The following is a 21,169-nucleotide window of genomic DNA, read 5'->3' on the forward strand; positions in this document are numbered from 1 at the left end:
CACCGACTTCCCCCCACAACGTCACATCTCCGCTGGAATCAGAAGAAGAAGAGAGCCGATCAATGAAGATCAGTATCCGCAGAAGCAGGCGCGCTGCCATAGCCGTCGCCCTCGGGTCCGTCCTGGCGCTGACCGCCACCGCCTGCGGTGACGACGGCAGCGGGGCAGGCGGTGACAAGGGCGACGAGGGCAGCGGCAAGGGCAAGATCGTCTTCTGGGACAACAACGGCGGCGTGCGCACCGACATCTGGAAGGAGATCATCGCCGACTTCCAGAAGGCCAACCCCGACATCAAGGTCGAGTACGTCGGCATCGCGTCCACCGAGTACCAGTCCAAGGTCGACACCGCCATCCAGGGCGGCGGCCTGCCGGACGTCGGCGGTGTCGGCGCGGCCATGCTCGCCGGGTTCTCCGCGCAGAACGCGCTGGAGCCGCTGGACGACCGGCTCTCCAAGTCCTCCCTGGACGGCAAGCTCAACGAGGACATGGTCGGCGTGCTGAAGGCGGCGGGAGGCGGGGACGGGACCCTGTACTCGATCCCGACCTCCGCCAACAACGGCGTGCTGTACTACCGGACCGACCTGTTCAAGAAGGCGGGCCTCGACGAGCCGACCACCTGGGACAAGTTCTACGCGGCCGCGGACAAGCTCACCGACGCCAAGAAGAACGAGTTCGGCTACACCATCCGCGGCGGTGCCGGGTCCATCGCCCAGGCTCTGGACGCGATGTACGGGCAGAGCGGGATCACCTCCTTCTGGAACGGTGACAAGACCACCGTCAACGACCCGAAGAACGTGGCGGGGCTGGAGAAGTACGCGGCGCTGTACAAGAAGGTCACTCCGGCGGCCGACCTCAACAACGACTTCACCAAGATGGTCGCCCAGTGGGACTCCGGCACCATCGGGATGCTGAACCACAACCTGGGGTCGTACCAGGACCATGTGAAGGCGCTCGGGGTCGGTAAGTTCCGGGGCATCCCGCAGCCGATCGGCGCCTCCGGCAAGCGGGTGCAGGTGTCCAACCCGGTCGACGGGCTCGGGGTGTTCAAGAGCTCGAAGAACAAGGACGCGGCCTGGAAGTTCATCGAGTTCGCGACCTCGGCCGCGGAGAACTCCAAGTTCAACCAGAACGCCGGGCAGGTGCCGTCGAACAACGACGCCGCCAAGGACGCCTGGATCTCGAAGGCCGAGCCCACGAAGCTGGCCGCCGCCGCGCTGACCGACGGTTCCACGACCATCGTCCAGCTGCCGTACTACCTGCCCGACTGGAACACCATCTCCAAGGCCGACAACGAGCCGAATTTCCAGAAGGTGCTGCTGGGTGACATGAGCGCCAAGGACTTCCTGGACACCATGGCCGACCAGCTGAACAAGGCTCAGGCGGAGTGGAAGGAACAGAACGGCTGAGAGATCGGGGGGTTCGCTGTGCGGCCGGCCGCGGGTTCGTCGTGGCTGGTCGCGCCCCGCGGCGGAGCCGCATATCGATAGAGCCCCGCGCCCCTGAGGGAAGAGAGGCTGCCCAAGATGTCACTCACACGCAGACAGGTCACCGTGGCGGCTATGGCCGCCGTGCCCGTCGCTTTCAGCGCAACCGGTACTGCTCACGCCAGAGAACAGCGCACCCTCTACATCGCCGGTGACTCCACCGCCGCCCAGAAATACGCCGACGCCGCGCCCGAGACCGGGTGGGGCATGGCGCTCCCCTTCTTTCTGCACCAGGACCGGAGGGTCGCCAACCACGCTGTGAACGGGCGGAGTTCGAAGTCCTTCGTGGACGAGGGTCGGCTCGATGTCATTCTCGGTGCCATTCGGCCGGGCGACTTCCTGCTGATCCAGTTCGGGCACAACGACGAGAAGACCGCGGACCCCACTCGGTACACCGAGCCCTGGACGACGTACCAGGACTGTCTGCGCCTGTACATCGACGGTGCCCGCGCCCGTGGCGCCCGGCCCGTGCTGGCCACCTCGGTCGAGCGGCGGAAGTTCGACGCCTCCGGCAACGCCGTGCCGACCCACGGCGACTATCCGGCGGCGATGCGGGCGCTCGCCACCGAGGAGGGTGTCGCGCTGCTCGACATCCAGGCCCTGTCGCTCGCCCTGTGGCAGCGGCTCGGGGTCGAGGAGACCAAGAAGTACTTCAACTGGACCGCGACCGAGCAGGACAACACGCACTTCAATCCGCCCGGTGCCATCGCCGTGGCGCGTCTGGTCGCGCGTGAACTGCTGCGGCACCGAGTGCTGGCGCCCCGGGACGTGCGCCGGCTCGATGCCGAGATCCCCGAGTCGTGGATCACCTGGCCGGCTCCTGCCGCCGCCTGACCATTCCTTCTTCGCAGTCGAAAGAGAGCCGCACAATGAACGCACAGACATGGCATGAGCATGTCATGACAAAGGCGATGGCCGTGGCAGGCTGCGCCGCCCTGGTCCTCGCGGTCACCGGCACCACCGCCCAGGCCAAGGGGCACGACACCGCCCGCGAGACCCTCGCCACCGGTGACGGCTGGGCCTCCGACGGCACCGGCACCACCGGCGGCGCGGCCGCCGACGCCGCCCACGTGTACACCGTCACCGACTGGGCCGGCTTCAAGGCCGCCCTCTCCGCGGGCGGCACCGCGCCGAAGATCATCAAGGTGAAGGGGACCATCGACGCGGTCTCCGAGGGCTGCGACTCCCTCGCCGCGCCCGGGTACGACTTCGACGCCTACCTGGCGAAGTACTCGCCCGAGGCCTGGGGCCTGGACACCGACCTGAGCGCCGAGCCCGACGACAGCCCCGAGGGCCTGCGCCGCGTCTCCGCCGCCAACCAGGACCAGACCATCAAGGCGAACGTGCCCGCCAACACCACGATCATCGGGGTCGGCAAGAACGCCGGGTTCAAGGGTGCGAGCCTGCAGATCAGGGCCGTCGACAACGTCATCGTGCGCAACCTCACCTTCGAGAGCCCCATCGACTGCTTCCCGCAGTGGGACCCCACCGACGGTGCCAAGGGCAACTGGAACTCCGAGTACGACACCGCCGTCGTTTACGGCTCCACCCATGTGTGGATGGACCACAACACCTTCACCGACGGCAGCCACCCCGACAGTGCCGCGCCGACCTACTTCGGGATGCTCTACCAGCAGCACGACGGCGAGCTGGACATCGTCCGCGGCGCGAACTACGTCACCGCCTCCTGGAACGTCTTCACCGAGCACGACAAGACGATCCTGATCGGCAACAGCGACAGCGAGTCCACGGCGGCCGGAGACCGGGGCAAGCTCAAGGTCACCTTCCACCACAACCTGTTCTCGAACCTCGTCGAGCGCGCCCCCCGTGTGCGCTTCGGACAGGTCGACTCCTACAACAACCACTTCGTGGCCAACACCGACTACGCCTACAGCTTCGGCATCGGCAAGGAGTCCCACCTCGTCGCCGAGCACAACGCGTTCACCCTGCCGCAGGGGGTCAGCGCGGCCAAGGTGCTCAAGCGGTGGAACGTCTCCCCGCTCACCGCCGCCGACAACTACGTCAACGGCAAGCCCACCGACCTGATCGCCGTCCACAACGCCGAGATCCCCGCCGAGACCCTGGAGTCCGGCGCGGGCTGGACGCCGACCCTGCGCACGAAGATCGACCCGGCCAAGAAGGTGCCGGGGATCGTCGACCGCGGTGCGGGCGCCGGGCACGTCTGCTGACACCGCCCCCCTGACCGGCCGGGGCGGAATCCAGCGGCCGCCCCGGCCACCCACCTCACCCCCCCACGCGAGGCACCCCACACCCCTGAGCCGCATGTCCAAGGAGCACCCGCATGCCCTCGCACGACACCCGACTCCCCCTGTCCAGAAGAGGGTTCCTGCTCGCGAGCACCGGAGCGGCGGCCGCGCTCGCCCTCGCGCCGGCCCCCGCGCACGCCGGCGCCCGGCGCCCCTTCGGCCGCTTCGGATCACCCACCGCCCGGCTCACCCCGCAGACCCTCTACGTCGATCCGCAGGGCCGCGGCGACCACACCACCGTCAAGGACGCCGTCACCGCGGCCACCGGCAGCGGCTGGACCCTCGTCCTCGCGCCCGGCACCTACCGGGAGACCGTCGCCGTCGACGTCACCCGCACCGAGACGACCTGGATCGGTGCCTCCGAGGACCCCCGGGACGTCGTGATCGTGTACGACAACGCGGCCGGCACCCCCAAGCCCGGCGGCGGCACCTACGGCACCACCGGGTCGGCCACCACCACCGTCCAGGCCGACGGCTTCACCGCCCGCTGGATCACCTTCGCCAACGACTGGCTGCGCGCCGACCACCCCGGCATCACCGGCACCCAGGCCGTCGCGATCAAGGTCCAGGGCGACCGCTCCGCCTTCCACCACTGCCGTTTCCTCGGCCACCAGGACACCCTCTACGCCGACTCGATCGCCCTCACCTCCTTCGCCCGGCAGTACTTCTCGCACTGCTACGCCGAGGGCGACGTGGACTTCGTCTTCGGGCGGGCCACGGCCGTCTACGAGCACTGCCACTTCCGGACCCTGAACCGGACCGACCTGGCCGCGGCGCCGTACGGCTTCGTCTTCGCGCCCTCCACGGCGGGCGCCAACCCGCGCGGCTACCTCGTCACCAGGAGCCGCGTCAGCAGCGAGGCCCCCGACGGCTTCTACAAGCTGGCCCGCCCGTGGGTGCCCAGCTCCGACACCACCGCGCGGCCCTCGCTCGTGGTCCGGGACACCTGGCTGGGCCCCGGCATCGACGCCGCCGCTCCCTACACCAACATGTCGGACGCCTTCCCCTGGCAGAGCCAGCGCTTCGCCGAGTACCGGAACACCGGCCCCGGCGCCCGGATCACCGTCCCGGAGAACCGGCCCCAACTCACCCGCGAGCAAGCGGAGTCGGCGACCCGGGAGGTCCACCTCGGCGACTGGAAGCCGTGGAAGGAGGCGTGCTGAGATGCGCAGACGGACCTTCATGGCCGCCGGTGCCGGACTCGCCCTTGCGTCGGCCACCCCGGCCCACGCAGGCGGCCGCCGAATACTGCACGTCCGCCCCGGCGACTCCGTCCAGGCCGCCGTCGACGCGGTCACCGGCCCCGGCTGGACGATCGTCGTGCACCCGGGCACCTACCGCGAGGTCGTCAACGTGCCGGCCGACAAGGCGGAGTTGACCGTACGCGGCGCCGTCCCCGACCCCCGTGCCGCGGTCATCGTCCACGACAACGCCAACGGCACCCAGAGGCCCGACGGTTCAGGCACCTACGGCACCGCCGGCTCCGCCACCTTCACCTCGGCGGCCCCCGGCCTCACCGTCCGCGATCTCACCCTCGCCAACGACTGGCTGCGCGCCGACCATCCCGACATCACCGGCACCCAGGCGGTCGCCGCCTACACCTACGGCGACCGCACCCACTTCGACAACGTCCGGCTCCTGGCCCACCAGGACACCCTCTTCGTCGAGACGACCGCGCTCACCGCCTTCGACCGGCAGTACTTCCGCCGCTGCTACATCGAGGGGGACGTGGACTTCGTCTTCGGTCGGGCCACCGCCGTCTTCGAGGAGTGCCACTTCCACACCCTCCAGCGGGACGTCGGCTTCACCCCCAAGGGCATGGTCTTCGCCCCCTCCACGGCCCGCGCCAACCCGTACGGCATCCTCGCCGTCCGCTCCCGCATCACCTCCGGCGCCGAGGACGCGGCGTACAAACTGGCACGGCCCTGGGTGCCGTCGTACGAGACGACTGCCTGGCCGTCCCTCGTCGTGCGGAACTCCCGGATCGGACCCGGGATCGACCCGGTCGCGCCCTACACCAACATGCGCGAGGCCTACCCCTGGCAGACCATGCGCTTCCGGGAGTACGCCAACTCCGGTCTCGGAGCAGTGATTTCGGTCCCCGACAACCGGCCCCAGCTGACCGCCGAGGAAGCCGCCGTACACACCCGGCGCACCTATCTCGGGGACTGGAGGCCCTATGAGCGCCGGTGACCCGCTGGGGCGGCGGGCGTTCGTGGTGGGCGCCGGAGCGGCCGTGCTGGCCGGGGGAGCGGTGAGCCCCGCGGAAGCCGGGGTCGTGGACGGCCCGCTGCCCGACTTCCATCCGGCGCTGAAGAACGCGCTGAACTTCCCCCTCGCCTGGGGGACTTCGCCGATCCGGGACTTCCGGGCCTGGCGGCGGACAGCCCGTGCCACGGTCGAGGAGCACCTCCTCGTCGACCGGGAGGACAAGACACCGTACGCGCCCGAGTTCACCGACCGGACCCAAGGTGACGGGTACACAAGAGAGTTGGTCACCCTCTCCCTCACCCGTCACGAACGGGTCCGGGCCGCCCTGCTCACCCCGCACGGCCCCGGCCCGTTCCCCGCCGTGCTGCTGCTCCACGACCACGGGGCGAAGTTCGACATCGGCAAGGAGAAACTGGTCCGGCCCTGGTACGACGACACCCGGCTCGCCTCCGCGCAGTCCTGGGCCGACAAGTACTTCAGCGGCCGGTTCGTCGGCGACGAGCTGGCCCGGCGCGGCTATGTCGTCCTGTGCGCGGACGCGCTCGGCTGGGGCGACCGTGGACCCGTCACCTACGACCAACAGCAGGCGCTGGCCAGCAACTTCTACAACCTCGGCTCCTCGCTCGCCGGGCTCATGGCCCGGGAGGACGCCCGCGCCGCCGGGTTCCTGGGCGGGCTGAAGAAGGTCGACGCCAGAAGGGTCGCGGCGGTCGGCTTCTCCATGGGGGCCTACCGCGCCTGGCAGACCGCCGCGCTGACCGACGCCGTCACGGCCACGGCAGCCGTCTGCTGGATGACCGGCCTCAAGGAAATGATGGTGCCCGGCAACAACACCCTGCGCGGGCAGTCCAGTTACTACATGCTCCACCCGGGGCTGCCCCGGTTCCTCGACTTCCCCGACGTGGCGAGCATCGCCGCCCCCAGGCCGATGCTGTTCTTCAACGGCGGGCTCGACCCGCTGTTCCCCGCCGACGGCGTACAGGTCGCCCACGACAAGCTGCGCGCCGTCTGGCACTCCCGCCACGCCGAGGAGCGGTTGCACCTGAAGACCTGGCCCGACCTCGGCCATGTCTTCGTCGACCGCATGCAGGACGAGGTCTTCCGCTGGCTCGACGCCGTCCTGTGAACCATCCCCCCACCCGCACGAGAAGGGACCCGCGCTCCATGTCTCGTCGTACCGCTCTCACCGTCCTGTCCGCCCTCTCCCTGGGCGTCGGCCTCGCCGTCCTCCCCACCCAGGCGCAGGCCGCGACCGTGGTCGTCAGCAACTCGACCGACCTGTCCAACGCCATCAAGAACGCCACCGCCGGCACCGTCATCCAGGTCCGCGGCGGCACCTACTACCCGACGGCCACCCTCCAGTCCACGGCCAACGGCAGCTCCTCCGCGCCGGTCACGCTCACCGCGTACGGCTCGGAGACCGTGAAGATCGACGGCTCGTCGCTGCCCGATGGCGACTGGATCTTCAAGCTGACCGCCGACTACTGGAACGTCTCCAACATCACCTTCCAGAACTCCCCGGACAGCGCGGTCGTCTGCCAGTCCTGCACCGGGACGGTCTGGAACAACATCAAGACCATCAACGGCGGCGACTCGGGCTTCACGCTCACCGGCGACGGGACCGTGAACAACACCGTCAAGAACATCGACTCCTACGGCAACTACGACGCCGCCAACCACGGCGAGAACGCCGACGGCATCGCCGTGAAGTTCGGCTCCGGCACCGGCAACCTCATCACCGGGGCCCGCCTCTACAACAACTCGGACGACGGGATCGACTTCTGGTCCTTCTCCTCGCCCGTCACCGTCGAGCACACCTGGTCCATGGGCAACGGCGCCAACCGCTGGTCCGACTCCGCCTTCGCGGGCGACGGCAACGGCTACAAGCTGGGCGGGGACGGCGAGGTCGTCGCGCACGTCATCAACAACTCCGCCGCCTGGGGCAACGCAGGCAACGGCTTCACCGAGAACTCCAACACCGGCGCCATCGTCATCAACCGCACCACCGCCTACGCCAACAGCAAGTGGGGCTACTACTTCGCCACCAGCTCCGCGAAGCTGGGCAAGAACCTCGCGGTGAGCAACGGCGGCGGCTCGGTGAGCAAGGGCTCCAAGGTCTCCTCGTCCGGCAACAACTGGGACAGCGGGATCAGCACCCCCGCCTTCAGGTCGACGGACGCCTCGACGACGTACAACGCCCGCAGCTCCAGCGGCACCCTGCCCGCCACCACGTTCCTGACGACGGGCAGCACCACCATCGGCGCCACCATGAACTGACACCGCCCCGGAAACCTCCGGCTCAGGGCGCTTGACCCGTTTTTTACCGGGCGGGTCTCGCGCCCGACATGGTGACGCGCGTAGAACCTCTGTCATGCATAAGTCACTGCGTATCGCAGCCGCCACCGCCGCGTGTGCCGTCGCGGCGGGCGCCCTCTACGGCGCCGGCGCGGCCACCGCCGGTCAGTCCACGGCGAACTCCACGCACGAGCCCTACAACATCGGCGTCCTGGTCAAGGACATCGACACCTACTACGGCACCACGGCCGACGCCAACGGTGTCTACCAGGCGTCCCCCACCAGCCCGTACGCCAAGGACCTCGCGGCCATCGACAAGGCCGCGAAGAAGCAGATCGACCAGGCCGCCCGCAAGGCGCACCACAGGGGCGAGAAGCCCGCCGTCGTCTTCGACATCGACGACACGCTGCTGCTCAGCCTCGACTACGAGAAGCGCTACAACTACACGTACAACGCGACCACGTGGGCCGACTACGTGAACCGGGCCGACCGCCCGGCCGTCTTCGGTAGCCCCGAGCTCGTTCAGTACGCCGACAAGAAGGGCGTCGAGGTCTTCTACAACTCGGGCCTCAGCGAGGCCCAGCGCTCGGCCGCGGTCGAGAACCTGAAGAAGATCGGCGCCGATGTGAACCTCGACGCCGACCACGTGTTCCTCAAGGACAAGGCGAACCCGCCGTCCTACCTGAGCGCCTGCGCCACGCCGGGCACCTGGACCTGCACCACCGTGCAGTACAAGTCCGGCACCCGCGCGCACATCGAGAACGACCTCGGGTACGAGATCATCGCCAACTTCGGCGACCAGTACTCCGACCTGGAGGGCGGCTACGCCGACAAGACGTACAAGCTCCCGAACCCGACGTACTTCGTGAGCTAGTTCCGTACCGGCCGGATCCCCTCGAGGGTCGGCACCACGGGCTTGATCGTGCCGTCCGCCGCGAACTCCAGTCGGTCGACGGTGGTTTCGCGGTGCATGCCGTCGCCGCCGGGCTTTCCCGGCCCGTTCAGGGCGAACCGGTGATAGACGATGTACCAGTCGTCGGTGCCGGGGACGTTCACCACGGAGTGGTGGCCGGTGGCGAGGATGCCGTACTCGGGACGCTTGGACAGGATCGTCCCCTTCTTGGTCCACGGGCCGAGGGGGGACGGTCCCGTCGCATAGGCGACGTGGTAGTTCTCGCTGCGGGTGTCGTCCTCGGACCACATGAAGTAGTACGTGCCGTTCCGCTTGATCACGAAGGAACCCTCGCGGAAGTTGTCCGGGGTGATGTCCTTCACGGCGGCGGCGTCGTAGGACGTCATGTCGTCGTTCAGCGGCACCACGTACCCGTGCCCATTGCCCCAGTACAGGTACGACGTCCCGTCGTCGTCCGTGAAGACGGCCGGGTCGATCATCTGGCCCTTCAGCGCACCGCCCTTGGCCACGAGCGGCTTGCCCAGCGCGTCCTTGAAGGGACCGGCGGGGGAGTCCGCCACCGCCACACCGATCTGCTGCTCGGCGCAGAAGTAGAAGTAGTACCTGCCGTTCTTCTCCGCGATGGCCGGCGCCCAGGCGTACTTGTCGGCCCACGACACGTCCGCGCCGAGGTCGAGGATGACCCCGTGGTCCTTCCAGTGGACCAGGTCCTTGGAGGAGTAGGCCTTGAACCGGGTCCCGCTCCAGCCGTTGAAGCCGTCGGTGGTCGGGTAGATCCAGTACTCGCCGTTCAGATAGTGCACGTCCGGGTCGGCGTTGAGGCCGGGCAGGACGGGGCTGCCGGTCCGCACCGCCTCGACCGTCCAGCTGCGGCTGGTGCCGTCGGCGGCTGTCACGGTGTACGACTGCGGCCTGCGGAAGTCGCGCCGGGTACCGGACCTGGGGGCGATGCTCGCGCCCTCACCCACGGCGATCTTCGGAGCGAGGTGCGTGAGGTCGGTGTCGGTCTGCACCGGCAGCACGACCTTCGACGCGGCCTCCGTGACGATCGCGTACCCCTTCTGACCCTTGGCCGTCACGTCCACCACCGAGGCGGGCGTCGACGGATACGCGGCCAGCAGCCGGTCGTACTCCTGCTGCGTCACCGGAAGTACCGTGCCGTGCCGGGGACTCGCGGGCAACTGGTAGTTCGTGGACGGGGTCCACGTTCCCGAGTCGAGGTCGGTGGTCTCGAAGGGGACGTACCCGCGACCGCCGTACTCGTCGATGAACAGGTACCACTTCTTCTCGGTGTTCGACTTGAACACCGTCGGCCCCTCACCGCGGTCCATCGCCCCGCTGCCGATACAGTCCGCGACCAGGTCGTACTTCGTCGAGGTCAGGCTCGTCGACTTCTCGCCGGTGATGAACTTGGCGCAGGGCGAGCTGGAGGTGGGGTCCCGCTCGTCCTTGGTGTAGCGGTAGTAGGTGTCCTTGTACTTCACGACCGTCGAGTCGATCACCGAGTAGCCGGGGTCGTCCCAGACCTTCGGGGCGCTGAAGGTGCGGAAGTCCTTGGTGGTCGCGTACAGCATCTTGTTGTACGTCGATCCCGTGTGCCCGGGGTCGTCGTCGGCGTACAGCTTCGACGCCCAGAAGACGACGTACTCGCCGAGGCCGGCGTCCCAGTAGGCCTCCGGCGCCCAGGTGTTGCCCGCGTTGTCCGGGGCGACCTTCACCAGGCGCTGGTCGGTCCAGTGGACCAGGTCGGTGGACTCCCAGATCATGACCGACTTGCTGCCGTGCCGCTGGACGTCGTCCCAACTGCCGCTGCTGTTCTTGTACATGCGCAGGTCGGTGGCGATCAGATAGAACGTGTCGCCCTTGGGGGAGCGGATCACGAAGGGGTCGCGCAGGCCCTTCTCGCCGGTCGTCGATGTCAGGACCGGCTTGCCCTGGTTGAGCTCGCGCCAGTGCAGGGGGTCGTTGCCGCGGCTGAGGGCGTAGCGGATCTGCTCGCCGTCGGCGGTGCCCTCGCCGGTGAAGTAGGCGAAGAGATATCCGGCGTACTTGGGGTGGTTCACGGGTGGTGCTCCTGAGTGGGCGGAACCGGGCGGTGCGGTGAGCAGGGCCAGCAATAGCGAGAGACAGGCGACGAGGAGGATACGAGGGCGCATGTCGCTCCTGCGAGTGTGGGGGTGTGGGGGTTTCTGTTGGGGGCTGTGCGCGCCTTCGGAGTGTTACGAGTGGCAAACAGCACGTCAATCGGTGAGTGCGCGAGCGGCAGCAGCGAAAGTTTCGGTTGTTTTCGTCGAGGCGCGGCAACCTCACCGGTCATGGCGGCGACTTCAGGGCGTCTTGACTGCCGAGGAAAGGAACGCCCCCGTGCGTCACAGCACCGGACGCCACCGCCGGACCCGCACGCTCTCCCTCGCCGCGGCGGTCGCCGTCACCGCGGGCGCGGGCGGTGTGTATCTCGGCCTGTCGGGCGGCGGGGCCGAGGCCGCGTCGACGACGGTCACCGTCTCCGGTACGGCCCAGCTGGAGGCGGCGGTGCGGAACGCGAGCGCGGGCACGGTCATCCAGGTCCGCGCCGGCACCTACACCCCGAAGGCCACCCTCAAGTCCACGGCGAACGGCACGAGTTCGGCGCGGATCACCTTGCGGGCACACGGCAGCGAGAAGGTGAGGATCGACGGGTCCAGGCTGCCGGCCGGGTCCTGGCTGGCAGCGATCCACGGCGACTACTGGACCGTCCAGAACCTCACCTTCCGGAACTCGCCGGCCCAGGGCCTGGTCGTCACCTCCTCCGTCGGCGGGGTCTTCAAGAATCTCGTCACCGCGAACAACGGGGACTCCGGATTCACCCTGCGCGGCGACGGGACCAGCGACAACCTCGTGCAGAACCTGGACAGTCACGGCAACTACGACCCGGCCGGGCACGGTCAGAACGCCGACGGGATCGCCGTGAAGTTCGGGTCCGGGACCGGCAACAGGATCACCGGGGCACGCCTGTACGGCAATTCGGACGACGGGCTCGACCTGTGGCAGTTCTCCTCACCGGTCACCGTCGAGCACAGCTGGGCCTTCGGGAACGGCAGGAACCGGTGGGGGGACAGTGCCTTCGAGGGCAACGGCAACGGGTTCAAGCTGGGCGGCGGAGGCGTCACGGTGGCCCACCTCGTCAACAACAACGCGGCCTGGGGCAACACGCTGAACGGGTTCACCGAGAACTCCAACACCGGGGCGATCGTGCTGAACCGCAACACCGCGTACTCCAACGGCGCGGCCGGGTTCTTCTTCGCCACCGGCAAGGCCCGGTTGGCGCGCAATCTCGCGGTGGGCAACAGGGGCGGCCTGCCGAAGCCGGGCCCGGCCACGGTGTCCGCGGCGAACAACTGGGACGCCGGGGTGCCGACTCCGGTCTTCCGGTCGACGGATGCCGCCACGGCGTACGGTACCCGCGGCCGTGACGGTTCGCTGCCCCGGACGGACTTCCTGACCACCGGATCCACCACCATCGGCACCACGATGGACTGACCCGCACAACGCCGGAACGCCCCGCCTGTCGTCACAGGCGGGGCGTTCCTCGTGCCGGCCCGAGGGGGGCTCCAGCCGGCAGCTGCCGGCCGAGGGGGGCTCAGGCCGGCAGGTCTTGGGTACTGCGAGGCGCCGGTCTACCCGGCACTACTAGTGACGTTGAAGATGACCGAATGGTTGTTCCATGCCGTACACCTGTTGAGTGGCCGCTGGGGCGGAAAGGGTTGCCGCTCCAGCGGAGATTTCTCGGTGAGAATCCGGCAAGAGGCCTACGAGTCCCCGTCGTCCGCGGACCCGTCGTCCTGCGCCGCGAAGCCGCCCTTCACGGCGAGGTCCCCGGACCTGGCGGTCGCCGTCGCCGTGTAGCCGTCGTCCTTCGCGTCCCGGCCGCCGCGCTGGTGGTTGTACTGCCCGGCGAACACCCACTCGCCCTTCGGGATCGTGCGGCCGTCCTTGAGCACCCAGGTGTAGACGAGGAAACCGTCCTTCTGGGTGACCGTCAGCGTGAAGTCGTCCTCGGGCAGCGAGCGCCAGGCGCCGGTGTCGGTGACACCGCCGGTCTGCGCGATCCTCAACTCCACCGTGAGCGCGGTCAGTTGCTCGGAAGTCTTGAAGGTCACATCGCTCTGCGCCCAGAACTCGTTGCTGTGCGGGTCCACCGAGCCGTCCGACCACAGCGGGCCGTCCTCGACGCCGGACGCCCGTACCCCGCCGGAGGCGTTCGGCGTGCCCGAGGGCGTACCGCTCGGCCTCTCGGCCCGGTGCGTGGGGGTGCTGCTCGGCCTCGGATCCGCCGATTGGGCGGGCGGCCGGCTCGTCGCGTCGGGCGAAGAGTCCGGGGTGCCCGTGGCGGCGACCGACTTCTGCGCGGGCGGCTCGTCCTTCACCGCGGACGCCACCGCGTAACCGCCGAGGCCCAGCACACAGGCGACCGCGGCCGTGGCGCTCACCACCCGCACCCAGCCGTAGACCGGCGGGCGGGTCGCCCGGTGGTCGGGGCGGGTCTGTTCCGACATGCCACGCTCGATCCGGGCGAGGATCCGCTCGCGGTTCGGCTCGTGTGCCCCGGCGGCGTCCTGCAGCCGGGCGCGCAGTTCGCCGTGCACGTCCCGCCGCATGGTCATCGGTCCCTTCCTCCGGCGTCACCGGTGCGCGCCATCGCGGCGTGCACCCTCAGCGGAGCGTTCTGGGGGCCCAGCAGCCGCTGCAACTCGGCCATTCCCTTGGAGGTCTGGCTCTTAACCGTACCGACCGACACTCCGAGGGCCAGCGCGGTGTCCTTCTCGGAGAGATCGAACGCGTGCCGCAGCACGACACACGCCCGCTTGCGGAAGGGCAGCCTGCGCAGCGCCTCCTGGACATCGACCGTGCCCGCCACGTCGGGATTGTCGACCTGCTCCTCGCGCTGGGACCAGAACAGGGCGATGCGCCGGCGCTCACGGACCGCGCTGCGGATTCGGGTGCGGGCCAGGTTGGCGACCACTCCGCGCGCGTACGCCGCCGGGTGGTCGGCCGCGCGCACCCGGTCCCAGCGGTGCCACAGGGCCAGCAACGCGTCCGCCGCCAGGTCGTCGGCGGCGTCCGGCTCGCCGGTCAACAGCAGGGCGAGGCGCGACAGTTCGGCGTAATGGCGTTCGAAGAAGGCGTGGAACTCCACGGAGGCGGCGTCGTCGACGACTGTGCCCACGGGTTCCCTCTCCTTTGTGTGTCATGTAAATGACATGTGATCATCCGGGGGTCGCCGGACGGAGATTCGGAAGCCTAGCAGCGATCGAGTACGTGTTCTCGTACGGGTCTTCGAACAAGGTATGACCAGGCGACCCCCGATTCGTAACACGGGGAAAACCTGAAGCGCGTTCAACGCAGGAACAATCCAGCCAGCATCCGCACACCGATCATTCAGGCACCAGGAGCATCGAGCATGTCCGTCGACCGGTACTTCAGGATCTCCGAACGGGGATCCACCCTCGCCCGTGAGACACGCGGCGGCTTCGCCACGTTCTTCACGATGGCCTACATCCTTGTCCTGAATCCGATCATCCTCGGCAGTGCGAAGGACAAGTTCGGGCACCAGTTGGATGCGGTCCAGCTGACCACCGCGACGGCTCTGGTGGCGGCGGTGATGACGATCGTCATGGGCGTCGGCGGAAACCTGCCGCTCGCGCTCGCCGCCGGGCTCGGGCTGAACGCGGTCGTCGCCTTCCAGATAGCCCCGCTGATGAGCTGGGACGACGCGATGGGCCTGGTCGTCCTGGAGGGGCTGCTGATCTGTGTGCTGGTGGTGACCGGTCTGCGGGAGGCCGTCATGCACGCCATCCCGCAACCGCTCAAGCAGGCGATCAGTGTCGGGATCGGGCTGTTCATCGCGTTCATCGGCTTCGTGGACGCCGGGTTCGTCAGCCGTATCCCCGACGCCGCCAACACCACCGTGCCGGTGCAGCTCGGCGGCACCGGCGCGCTCACCGGATGGCCGATCCTCGTCTTCTGTCTCGGGGTGCTGCTGACGATCGGGCTGCTCGCGCGCAAGGTCAAGGGTGCGATCCTGATCAGCATCGTGACCATGACCGTCCTCGCGATGATCATCAACTCGATCGCCGACATCAAGACCTGGGGGCTGACCACGCCGGAGTGGCCCGACAAGGTCGTCGACACCCCCGACTTCGGACTGATCGGCCACTTCAGCCTGTTCGGTTCCTTCAGCGCGCCCGGCGTCGGGATCGTCACCGTCGTTCTGCTGATCTTCACGCTGATCCTGTCCGACTTCTTCGACACGATGGGCACGGTCGTCGGGATCACCGCGGAGGCCGGGCTGCTGGACGAGGAGGGCAAGGTCCCGGGCCTCGGCCGGGTCCTGCTGATCGACGGAGCGGCGGCGGTGGCCGGTGGTGCGGCCTCCGCGTCCTCCGCCACGTCCTACATCGAGTCGGCGGCGGGCGTCGGTGAGGGCTCGCGCACCGGGTTCTCGAACCTGGTCACCGGCGGGCTCTTCGGCCTGGCCCTGTTCCTGACCCCGCTGCTGACCATCGTCCCGCTCCAGGCCGCCGCGCCCGCCCTGGTCGCCGTGGGCTTCCTGATGATGACCCAGGTCAAGCACATCGACTGGGACCGCTACGACATCGCGATCCCGGCGTTCCTGACCATCGCCGTGATGCCGTTCACCTACTCGATCACGAACGGGATCGGGGCCGGCTTCCTGGCCTACGTCGTGATCAAGACGGTGCTGGGGAAGGCCAAGGAGATCCACTGGCTGTTGTGGGTGGCCTCGGCACTGTTCCTCGTGTACTTCGCGATCGACCCGATCGAGCAGATCCTCGGCGCCAAGTAACCACCGGGAAGGCTCAGTTCTTCAGGGCCGCCTCCATCATGGCCTTGGCCACGGGGGCGGCCAGGCCGTTGCCGCTCACCTCCGAGCGGGCCGCGTTCGACTGCTCCACGACCACCGCCACGGCGACCTCCTTCCCGTCGGCCTTCCCGTAGGACGTGAACCAGGCGTACGGCGTCTTGCTGTTGTTCTCGCCGTGCTGGGCCGTGCCCGTCTTGCCGCCCACCGTGACGCCGTCGATCCGGGCGTTGGTGCCGGTGCCGTCCTGGATCACGGACTGCATCGCCGACTGGAGTTGTTCCGCCGTGTCCGAGCTGACGACCTGGGTCGTGGCCGCCTCGTCGTCGTAGTTCTTCAGGACGTCACCGCCGTGGTCGGTGATCGTCGACACCATGTGCGGTGAGACCAGCTTGCCGCCGTTGGCTATGGCCGCGGAGACCATGGCCATCTGGAGCGGGGTGGCCGTGACGTCGTACTGGCCGATACCGGTCAGGGCCGTCGAGGACTTGTCCATGCCGGACGGGTAGACGCTCTCGTAGGCCCGCACCGGGACGTCCTGCTCGGCGTCGTTGAAGCCGAACTTCTCGGCCATCGCCCGCACCTTGTCCTGGCCGAGATCGACGGCCATCTTCGCGAAGACGGTGTTGCAGGAGTACTCCAGCGCGACCCGGATCGAGGCGTTCTCGCAGGGCGCCGAGGCGTTCTCGTTGCCCAGCGGGGTCACCGTGCCCGGCAGGGTGTACGGGTCCGGGCTCACGGTCTTCTCGTCCACCGAGGAGTACAGGCCGTCCTCCAGCGCGGCCGCGGCCACCACCAGCTTGAACGTCGAACCGGGCGGCAGCGGCTGGCGCAGCGCGCGATTGGTGAGCGGCTTGTCGGAGTCCGTGGTGAGCCGCTTCCAGGCGCTGCCCGCGGTGTTGGCGTCGGTCAGCGAGGACGGGTCGTACGACGGCGTCGACACGACCGCCAGGATCCTGCCGGTCGTCGGGTCCATCGCGACGGCCGCGCCCTTCGTGTCGCCGAGCGCGTCGTACGCCGCCTTCTGCACGGCCGGGTCGATCGTCGTGATCACATCACCGGGCTCGGCCCGCTCGTTGGTGATCGTGTCCATGACGGTCTTCAGCCGGCTGTCCGTGCCCTTGAGGAGGTCGGCGTAGATGCCTTCCAGCTGGGTCGGGGCGTAGGCCTGCGAGGCGTACCCCGTCACCGCCGCGTACAGCTTGCCGTTCGTGTACGTCCGCTTGTACGCGAGGTCGCTGTCCGTCGTCCGCTCGGAACCCGTCACGGCCTTTCCGGCCACGATGATGTTCCCGAGCGGCGAGGAGTACGTCTCGATCGCGTTCCGCCGGTTGTCGTTGTCGTCCGCGAGTGCCTGGCCCTCGTAGAACTGCACCCAGGTCGCTCGGATCAGCAGAGCGAACACCAGGAGCAGCGCGAAGACCGATGCGCGCCTGATCGTCTTGTTCATCCCACTCGGAAGACGATCAGCGGCGGACGAATCGTTCCCGAACATCCGCTTTTCTCATCGGACGTTCATCCACGGTGGTGCTCACGCGTCCAGCGTGAGCACCAACTCGTCGATCTCCGCACCGCGCGCCTGGGCGTACCCGGACGCCTGGGCGGCCACCCGGAACCCGCACTTGTGGAGCACCCGCAGTGAGGCGGCGTTGTCGGCGGCCGCGCGGGCGTACAGGGGACGTTCGGGGACCTGGGCGAGCAGTTCACCCAGGGCCGCCGTGGCGATACCGCGCCCCCAGTAGGCGCGGTCGATCCAGTACGTCACCTCGCGCTCGCCCGGCTCGCCGTACACCGCCGCGCTGCCCACCACGTCACCGTCCGCCAGGATCGTGCGCTGCACGTCGTCCGAGGCGCGGATCCGTTTCCAGTGGGCGTCGAAGGTGTCCCGGTCGGCCGGGTCCTTCGGGGTGAAGGCCGCCATGTGCAGGGCCTCGGGGTCGTTCAGCTGCCGGAAGAAGACCGGCAGATCGCTGTCATGGACTTCGCGGAGAACGATCTGCATGCCTCAGAGCCTACGGGTGGCCAGGGTCAGCCGGTCCCGGGCGTCGAACAGTGCGTCCTTCACCATCTGTTCGTGCGCCGGGGTCAGTCGCGCCACCGGCACCGAGCAGCTGATCGCGTCACGCGCGGGCGTGCGGTACGGGATGGCGACGCCGAAGCAGCGCAGCCCCAGCGTGTTCTCCTCGCGGTCCACGGAGAAGCCCTGCTCCCGGATCTGGTGCAGCTCCTCGATGAGCTTCTCGCGGTCGGTGATGGTGTGCTCGGTGAGCGCCGGCAGGGTCTCCGGCAGCATCTTGCGGACCTGCTCGTCGGAGTACGTGCTCAGCAGCGCCTTGCCGAGGGAGGTGGAGTGCGCCGGGAGCCGGCGGCCCACTCTCGTGAAGGGCCGCAGGTAGTGCTGCGACTGCCGGGTGGCCAGGTAGACGACGTTCGTGCCGTCCAGACGGGCCAGGTGGATGGTCTCGGTGGTGTCGTCGGAGAGCCGGTCCAGGGTCGGCCGGGCCGCCGCGACCACCTCGTCACCGTCGATGTACGAGGTGCCGACGAGCAGCGCCCGCACCCCGATGCCGTACCGCGTGCCCGTCGCGTCGGTCTCCACCCAGCCCAGCTCGACCAGCGTGCGCAGCAGCATGTAGAGACTCGACTTGGGGTACCCGACGGCCTCCTGGACCGCCGCGAGGGAGTGCATGCCGGGACGTCCGGCGAAGTATTCGAGCAGTTCAACCGTCCGTACCGCGGACTTGACCTGTGACCCGCCGCCCGTCTCGCCAGCCGACATCGCCCTTGACCCCTTCGTTCAACGGGAACCCAGCTATATAGTCTCCAACAGCATATTCACCATCAGGGACAGCGTTCAGCATATCGAACGGTCCTGGTGGATGACCCAGATACACGTGGAGGGACCCGCGGTGGCAGCAGCACCAGTCTGGAGTGTCGACCCCCGAACCGGGAAGCAGCGCGAGCAGGTTGCGGTGGAGGCCACAGCCCAGGAGGTGGACGCCGCCGTCCGCGCCGCTTACGACGCGCGCGCGTCCCTCGCCGACCGCACCGTCCGCGCGGCCTTCCTGCGCACCGCCGCCGACAAGCTGGAGGGCTCCAAGGAGCACCTCGTCGAGGCCGCGGACGCCGAGACCGCGCTCGGCCCGGTCCGGCTGACCGGCGAGCTCGCCCGCACCTGCTACCAGCTGCGGACCTTCGCGGACATCGTCGAGGAGGGTGCCTTCCTCGACGTGGTGATCAACCACCCCGACGACACCGCGACCCCGCCGATCCCGGACCTGCGCCGCTACAAGGTGCCGCTGGGCGTCGTCGCCGTCTACTCGGCCTCCAACTTCCCCTTCGCCTTCTCGGTCGCCGGCGGCGACACCGCGAGCGCGCTGGCGGCCGGCAACCCGGTCGTCGTCAAGGCCCACCCCGACCACCCGGGCCTGTCCGAGCTGGTCGCGTCCGTGCTGCGCCGGGCCGCCGACGAGCACGGCATCCCCGCGGGCGTGCTCGGTCTCGTGCACGGCTTCGAGGCCGGCATCGAGCTGGTCAAGCACCCGCTGGTCGCCGCCGCGGGCTTCACCGGTTCCGTGAAGGGCGGCCGCGCCCTGTTCGACGCGGCGGCCGCGCGTCCGGTGCCGATCCCGTTCCACGGCGAGCTGGGCTCCCTGAACCCCGTCGTGATCACCGAGGAGGCCGCGGCCGAGCGGGCCGAGGCCATCGGTGCCGGGCTCGCGGGCTCCATGACCCTCGGCGTCGGACAGTTCTGCGTGAAGCCGGGCCTGGTCCTCGTGCCGTCCAGTGCGGCGGGCGACGGCCTGGTGAAGTCCCTGACCGACGCGGTCAGCGACACGGACGCGGGCGTTCTGCTCGACCACCGCATGCGGGACAACTTCGTCGCCGGCGTCGCCGAGCGCGCGGAGCTGCCCGAGGTCGAGACGCCGGTGACGCCCGGCTCGGGCGGCGAGCACACGGTGAGCCCGGGCTTCTTCACGGTGGCGGCGGAGAAGCTGACCATCGAAGGCGCGTACGACCTGCTCCTGGAGGAGTGCTTCGGCCCGGTGACCGTGGTGGTCCGCTACGACGACGACGAGCAGGCGCGCGCCGTGCTGTCCCGGCTGCCCGGCAACCTCACCGCGACGGTCCACCTGTCCGCCGAGGAGGCGGCCGGCCGGGGACGCGGCGCGGAGATCCTCGCGGAGCTGACCCCGCTGGCCGGGCGGGTGCTGGTGAACGGCTGGCCGACCGGTGTCGCGGTGGCCCCGGCCCAGCACCACGGCGGCCCCTACCCGGCGACGACGTCCACGTCGACGTCGGTGGGCGGCACGGCGATCGAGCGCTGGCTGCGGCCGGTGGCGTACCAGAACGCTCCGGAGGCCCTGCTGCCGCCGGAGCTGAGGGACGACAACCCGCTGGGTGTGCCCCGGCGCTTCAACAACGCTCTGGAGCGCTAGGCACCCGAGGACCACCCGCGGAGAGGGAACTGGAAAACTCTGAGGATGGACGTCGACCTTCCCCAACTCCCCTTCTCTCTCCGCACCTACGGCCCCGACGGGCACTGGAAGTACGAGGACGGCTTTCTCTCCGGCTGGGCCGGCCCCCGGCAGGACCGGTTTGTGCCGCCCACCGGGGAGTCCCTCGACCCCGCCGCCGACGCGCCGCGTCTGCTCGGTGCCCCCGAGGGGGACTTCCAGCTGATAGCCCGCGTCACCGTGGGCTTCAACGGATCCTTCGACGCGGGCGTCCTGTACGTCCATGTCGGCGAGCGGGCCTGGGCCAAACTGTGCCTGGAGAACTCGCCGGACGTGCCCACCGTCTGCACGGTCGTCACCCGGGGCCACTCCGACGACTGCAACTCCTTCACCGTGGACGGCAGTTCGGTCTGGCTGCGGGTCAGCCGCACCGGCCGCGCCTTCGCCTTCCACGCCTCCCGCGACGGCAGCCACTGGACCTTCGTCCGCCTGTTCACCCTCGGAGACGAGAAGGAGACCGACGCGGCCCTGGTCGGCTTCATGGCCCAGTCACCGATGGGGGAGGGCTGCGTGGTGACGTACGACCACATCGAGTACCGCCCCGAATGGCCGGCGGACCTGCGGGACGGCAGCTGAGCGCCGACGGGGGCCGGTGGGGAATGAGACCCGCTGCTTGAATGTTC

The 21,169-nt window shown here is 69.0% G+C and carries 18 protein-coding genes; 12 read left to right on the forward strand and 6 right to left on the reverse strand.

Annotation, left to right across the window (positions count from 1 at the left end):
* Window positions 1-62: 62 nt before the first annotated feature.
* The 8 genes from ACZ39I_RS05805 (at window position 63) to ACZ39I_RS05840 (ending at window position 9,131) form a co-directional block, all read left to right on the forward strand.
* Complete coding sequence (locus ACZ39I_RS05805; protein WP_467243078.1) at window positions 63-1,406, forward strand: ABC transporter substrate-binding protein; 1,344 nt, start codon at window positions 63-65, stop codon at window positions 1,404-1,406.
* Between the two features lie 117 nt (window positions 1,407-1,523).
* Entirely contained in the window at window positions 1,524-2,318 is a 795-nt protein-coding gene (locus ACZ39I_RS05810; RefSeq protein WP_467243080.1) for a rhamnogalacturonan acetylesterase, read from the forward strand.
* 35 nt (window positions 2,319-2,353) lie between these two features.
* On the forward strand, window positions 2,354-3,673 hold the full coding sequence (locus tag ACZ39I_RS05815; RefSeq protein ID WP_467243082.1) for a pectate lyase family protein: 1,320 nt from the start codon (window positions 2,354-2,356) through the stop codon (window positions 3,671-3,673).
* 113 nt (window positions 3,674-3,786) lie between these two features.
* On the forward strand, window positions 3,787-4,914 hold the full coding sequence (locus tag ACZ39I_RS05820) for a pectinesterase family protein (protein WP_467243084.1): 1,128 nt from the start codon (window positions 3,787-3,789) through the stop codon (window positions 4,912-4,914).
* Between the two features lies 1 nt (window position 4,915).
* Entirely contained in the window at window positions 4,916-5,944 is a 1,029-nt protein-coding gene (locus ACZ39I_RS05825) for a pectinesterase family protein (protein ID WP_467243086.1), read from the forward strand.
* Entirely contained in the window at window positions 5,931-7,088 is a 1,158-nt protein-coding gene (locus ACZ39I_RS05830) for a dienelactone hydrolase family protein (protein ID WP_467243087.1), read from the forward strand. Before ACZ39I_RS05825 ends, ACZ39I_RS05830 begins: the two co-directional genes overlap by 14 nt.
* 38 nt (window positions 7,089-7,126) lie before the next feature.
* Window positions 7,127-8,239, forward strand: coding sequence for a right-handed parallel beta-helix repeat-containing protein (locus tag ACZ39I_RS05835; RefSeq protein ID WP_467243088.1), 1,113 nt, complete (start codon window positions 7,127-7,129; stop codon window positions 8,237-8,239).
* 94 nt (window positions 8,240-8,333) lie between these two features.
* Window positions 8,334-9,131, forward strand: a complete 798-nt coding sequence (locus ACZ39I_RS05840) for an HAD family acid phosphatase (protein ID WP_467243092.1) — start codon at window positions 8,334-8,336, stop codon at window positions 9,129-9,131.
* Here the strand turns inward: ACZ39I_RS05840 and ACZ39I_RS05845 are convergent.
* Window positions 9,128-11,326: a glycoside hydrolase family 43 protein gene (locus ACZ39I_RS05845; protein ID WP_467243095.1), complete on the reverse strand. Its 2,199-nt coding sequence runs from the start codon at window positions 11,324-11,326 to the stop codon at window positions 9,128-9,130. The two genes, ACZ39I_RS05840 and ACZ39I_RS05845, sit on opposite strands and share 4 nt — an antisense overlap.
* 208 nt (window positions 11,327-11,534) lie before the next feature.
* On the opposite strand from ACZ39I_RS05845, the gene ACZ39I_RS05850 reads away from it, so the two are divergent.
* Complete coding sequence (locus ACZ39I_RS05850; RefSeq protein ID WP_467243099.1) at window positions 11,535-12,689, forward strand: right-handed parallel beta-helix repeat-containing protein; 1,155 nt, start codon at window positions 11,535-11,537, stop codon at window positions 12,687-12,689.
* Window positions 12,690-12,958: 269 nt separating this feature from the next.
* Here the strand turns inward: ACZ39I_RS05850 and ACZ39I_RS05855 are convergent, their stop codons facing one another.
* A complete protein-coding gene (locus ACZ39I_RS05855; RefSeq protein WP_467243100.1) occupies window positions 12,959-13,813 on the reverse strand; it encodes a hypothetical protein in 855 nt (284 codons plus the stop codon).
* Window positions 13,810-14,376 (reverse strand): SigE family RNA polymerase sigma factor, encoded by a 567-nt coding sequence (locus ACZ39I_RS05860; protein ID WP_467243101.1) that lies wholly within the window; start codon window positions 14,374-14,376, stop codon window positions 13,810-13,812. Before ACZ39I_RS05860 ends, ACZ39I_RS05855 begins: the two co-directional genes overlap by 4 nt.
* Window positions 14,377-14,610: 234 nt before the next feature.
* On the opposite strand from ACZ39I_RS05860, the gene ACZ39I_RS05865 reads away from it, so the two are divergent.
* Window positions 14,611-16,014 carry an NCS2 family permease gene (locus ACZ39I_RS05865; RefSeq protein ID WP_467243104.1) on the forward strand — a complete coding sequence of 468 codons (1,404 nt, stop codon included), beginning with the start codon at window positions 14,611-14,613 and terminating at the stop codon, window positions 16,012-16,014.
* A 13-nt stretch (window positions 16,015-16,027) separates the two neighbouring features.
* Here the strand turns inward: ACZ39I_RS05865 and ACZ39I_RS05870 are convergent, their stop codons facing one another.
* The 3 genes from ACZ39I_RS05870 to ACZ39I_RS05880 form a co-directional block, all read right to left on the reverse strand.
* Window positions 16,028-17,479 (reverse strand): peptidoglycan D,D-transpeptidase FtsI family protein, encoded by a 1,452-nt coding sequence (locus ACZ39I_RS05870; protein ID WP_467243106.1) that lies wholly within the window; start codon window positions 17,477-17,479, stop codon window positions 16,028-16,030.
* A gap of 81 nt (window positions 17,480-17,560) precedes the next feature.
* Window positions 17,561-18,031, reverse strand: a complete 471-nt coding sequence (locus ACZ39I_RS05875; RefSeq protein WP_467243107.1) for a GNAT family N-acetyltransferase — start codon at window positions 18,029-18,031, stop codon at window positions 17,561-17,563.
* Between the two features lie 3 nt (window positions 18,032-18,034).
* On the reverse strand, window positions 18,035-18,808 hold the full coding sequence (locus ACZ39I_RS05880; protein ID WP_007381154.1) for an IclR family transcriptional regulator: 774 nt from the start codon (window positions 18,806-18,808) through the stop codon (window positions 18,035-18,037).
* 130 nt (window positions 18,809-18,938) lie between these two features.
* Here ACZ39I_RS05880 and ACZ39I_RS05885 point away from each other — a divergent pair, with 130 nt between their 5' ends.
* Both ACZ39I_RS05885 and ACZ39I_RS05890 read left to right on the forward strand, forming a co-directional pair.
* Window positions 18,939-20,468, forward strand: a complete 1,530-nt coding sequence (locus ACZ39I_RS05885; protein WP_467243110.1) for an aldehyde dehydrogenase (NADP(+)) — start codon at window positions 18,939-18,941, stop codon at window positions 20,466-20,468.
* A 45-nt stretch (window positions 20,469-20,513) separates the two neighbouring features.
* Window positions 20,514-21,122, forward strand: coding sequence for a DUF1349 domain-containing protein (locus ACZ39I_RS05890; protein WP_467243113.1), 609 nt, complete (start codon window positions 20,514-20,516; stop codon window positions 21,120-21,122).
* Window positions 21,123-21,169 lie beyond the last annotated feature (47 nt).

The sequence above is a fragment of the Streptomyces sp. NPDC024687 genome, assembly GCF_055559055.1.

Coding starts and splice junctions, on each gene's coding strand:
- ACZ39I_RS05805 (WP_467243078.1), top strand. CDS start 63: ATGAAGATCAGTATCCGCAGAAGCAGGCGCGCTGCCATAGCCGTCGCC.
- ACZ39I_RS05810 (WP_467243080.1), top strand. CDS start 1,524: ATGTCACTCACACGCAGACAGGTCACCGTGGCGGCTATGGCCGCCGTG.
- ACZ39I_RS05815 (WP_467243082.1), top strand. CDS start 2,354: ATGAACGCACAGACATGGCATGAGCATGTCATGACAAAGGCGATGGCC.
- ACZ39I_RS05820 (WP_467243084.1), top strand. CDS start 3,787: ATGCCCTCGCACGACACCCGACTCCCCCTGTCCAGAAGAGGGTTCCTG.
- ACZ39I_RS05825 (WP_467243086.1), top strand. CDS start 4,916: ATGCGCAGACGGACCTTCATGGCCGCCGGTGCCGGACTCGCCCTTGCG.
- ACZ39I_RS05830 (WP_467243087.1), top strand. CDS start 5,931: ATGAGCGCCGGTGACCCGCTGGGGCGGCGGGCGTTCGTGGTGGGCGCC.
- ACZ39I_RS05835 (WP_467243088.1), top strand. CDS start 7,127: ATGTCTCGTCGTACCGCTCTCACCGTCCTGTCCGCCCTCTCCCTGGGC.
- ACZ39I_RS05840 (WP_467243092.1), top strand. CDS start 8,334: ATGCATAAGTCACTGCGTATCGCAGCCGCCACCGCCGCGTGTGCCGTC.
- ACZ39I_RS05845 (WP_467243095.1), bottom strand. CDS start 11,326: ATGCGCCCTCGTATCCTCCTCGTCGCCTGTCTCTCGCTATTGCTGGCC.
- ACZ39I_RS05855 (WP_467243100.1), bottom strand. CDS start 13,813: ATGACCATGCGGCGGGACGTGCACGGCGAACTGCGCGCCCGGCTGCAG.
- ACZ39I_RS05865 (WP_467243104.1), top strand. CDS start 14,611: ATGTCCGTCGACCGGTACTTCAGGATCTCCGAACGGGGATCCACCCTC.
- ACZ39I_RS05870 (WP_467243106.1), bottom strand. CDS start 17,479: ATGAACAAGACGATCAGGCGCGCATCGGTCTTCGCGCTGCTCCTGGTG.
- ACZ39I_RS05875 (WP_467243107.1), bottom strand. CDS start 18,031: ATGCAGATCGTTCTCCGCGAAGTCCATGACAGCGATCTGCCGGTCTTC.
- ACZ39I_RS05880 (WP_007381154.1), bottom strand. CDS start 18,808: ATGTCGGCTGGCGAGACGGGCGGCGGGTCACAGGTCAAGTCCGCGGTA.
- ACZ39I_RS05890 (WP_467243113.1), top strand. CDS start 20,514: ATGGACGTCGACCTTCCCCAACTCCCCTTCTCTCTCCGCACCTACGGC.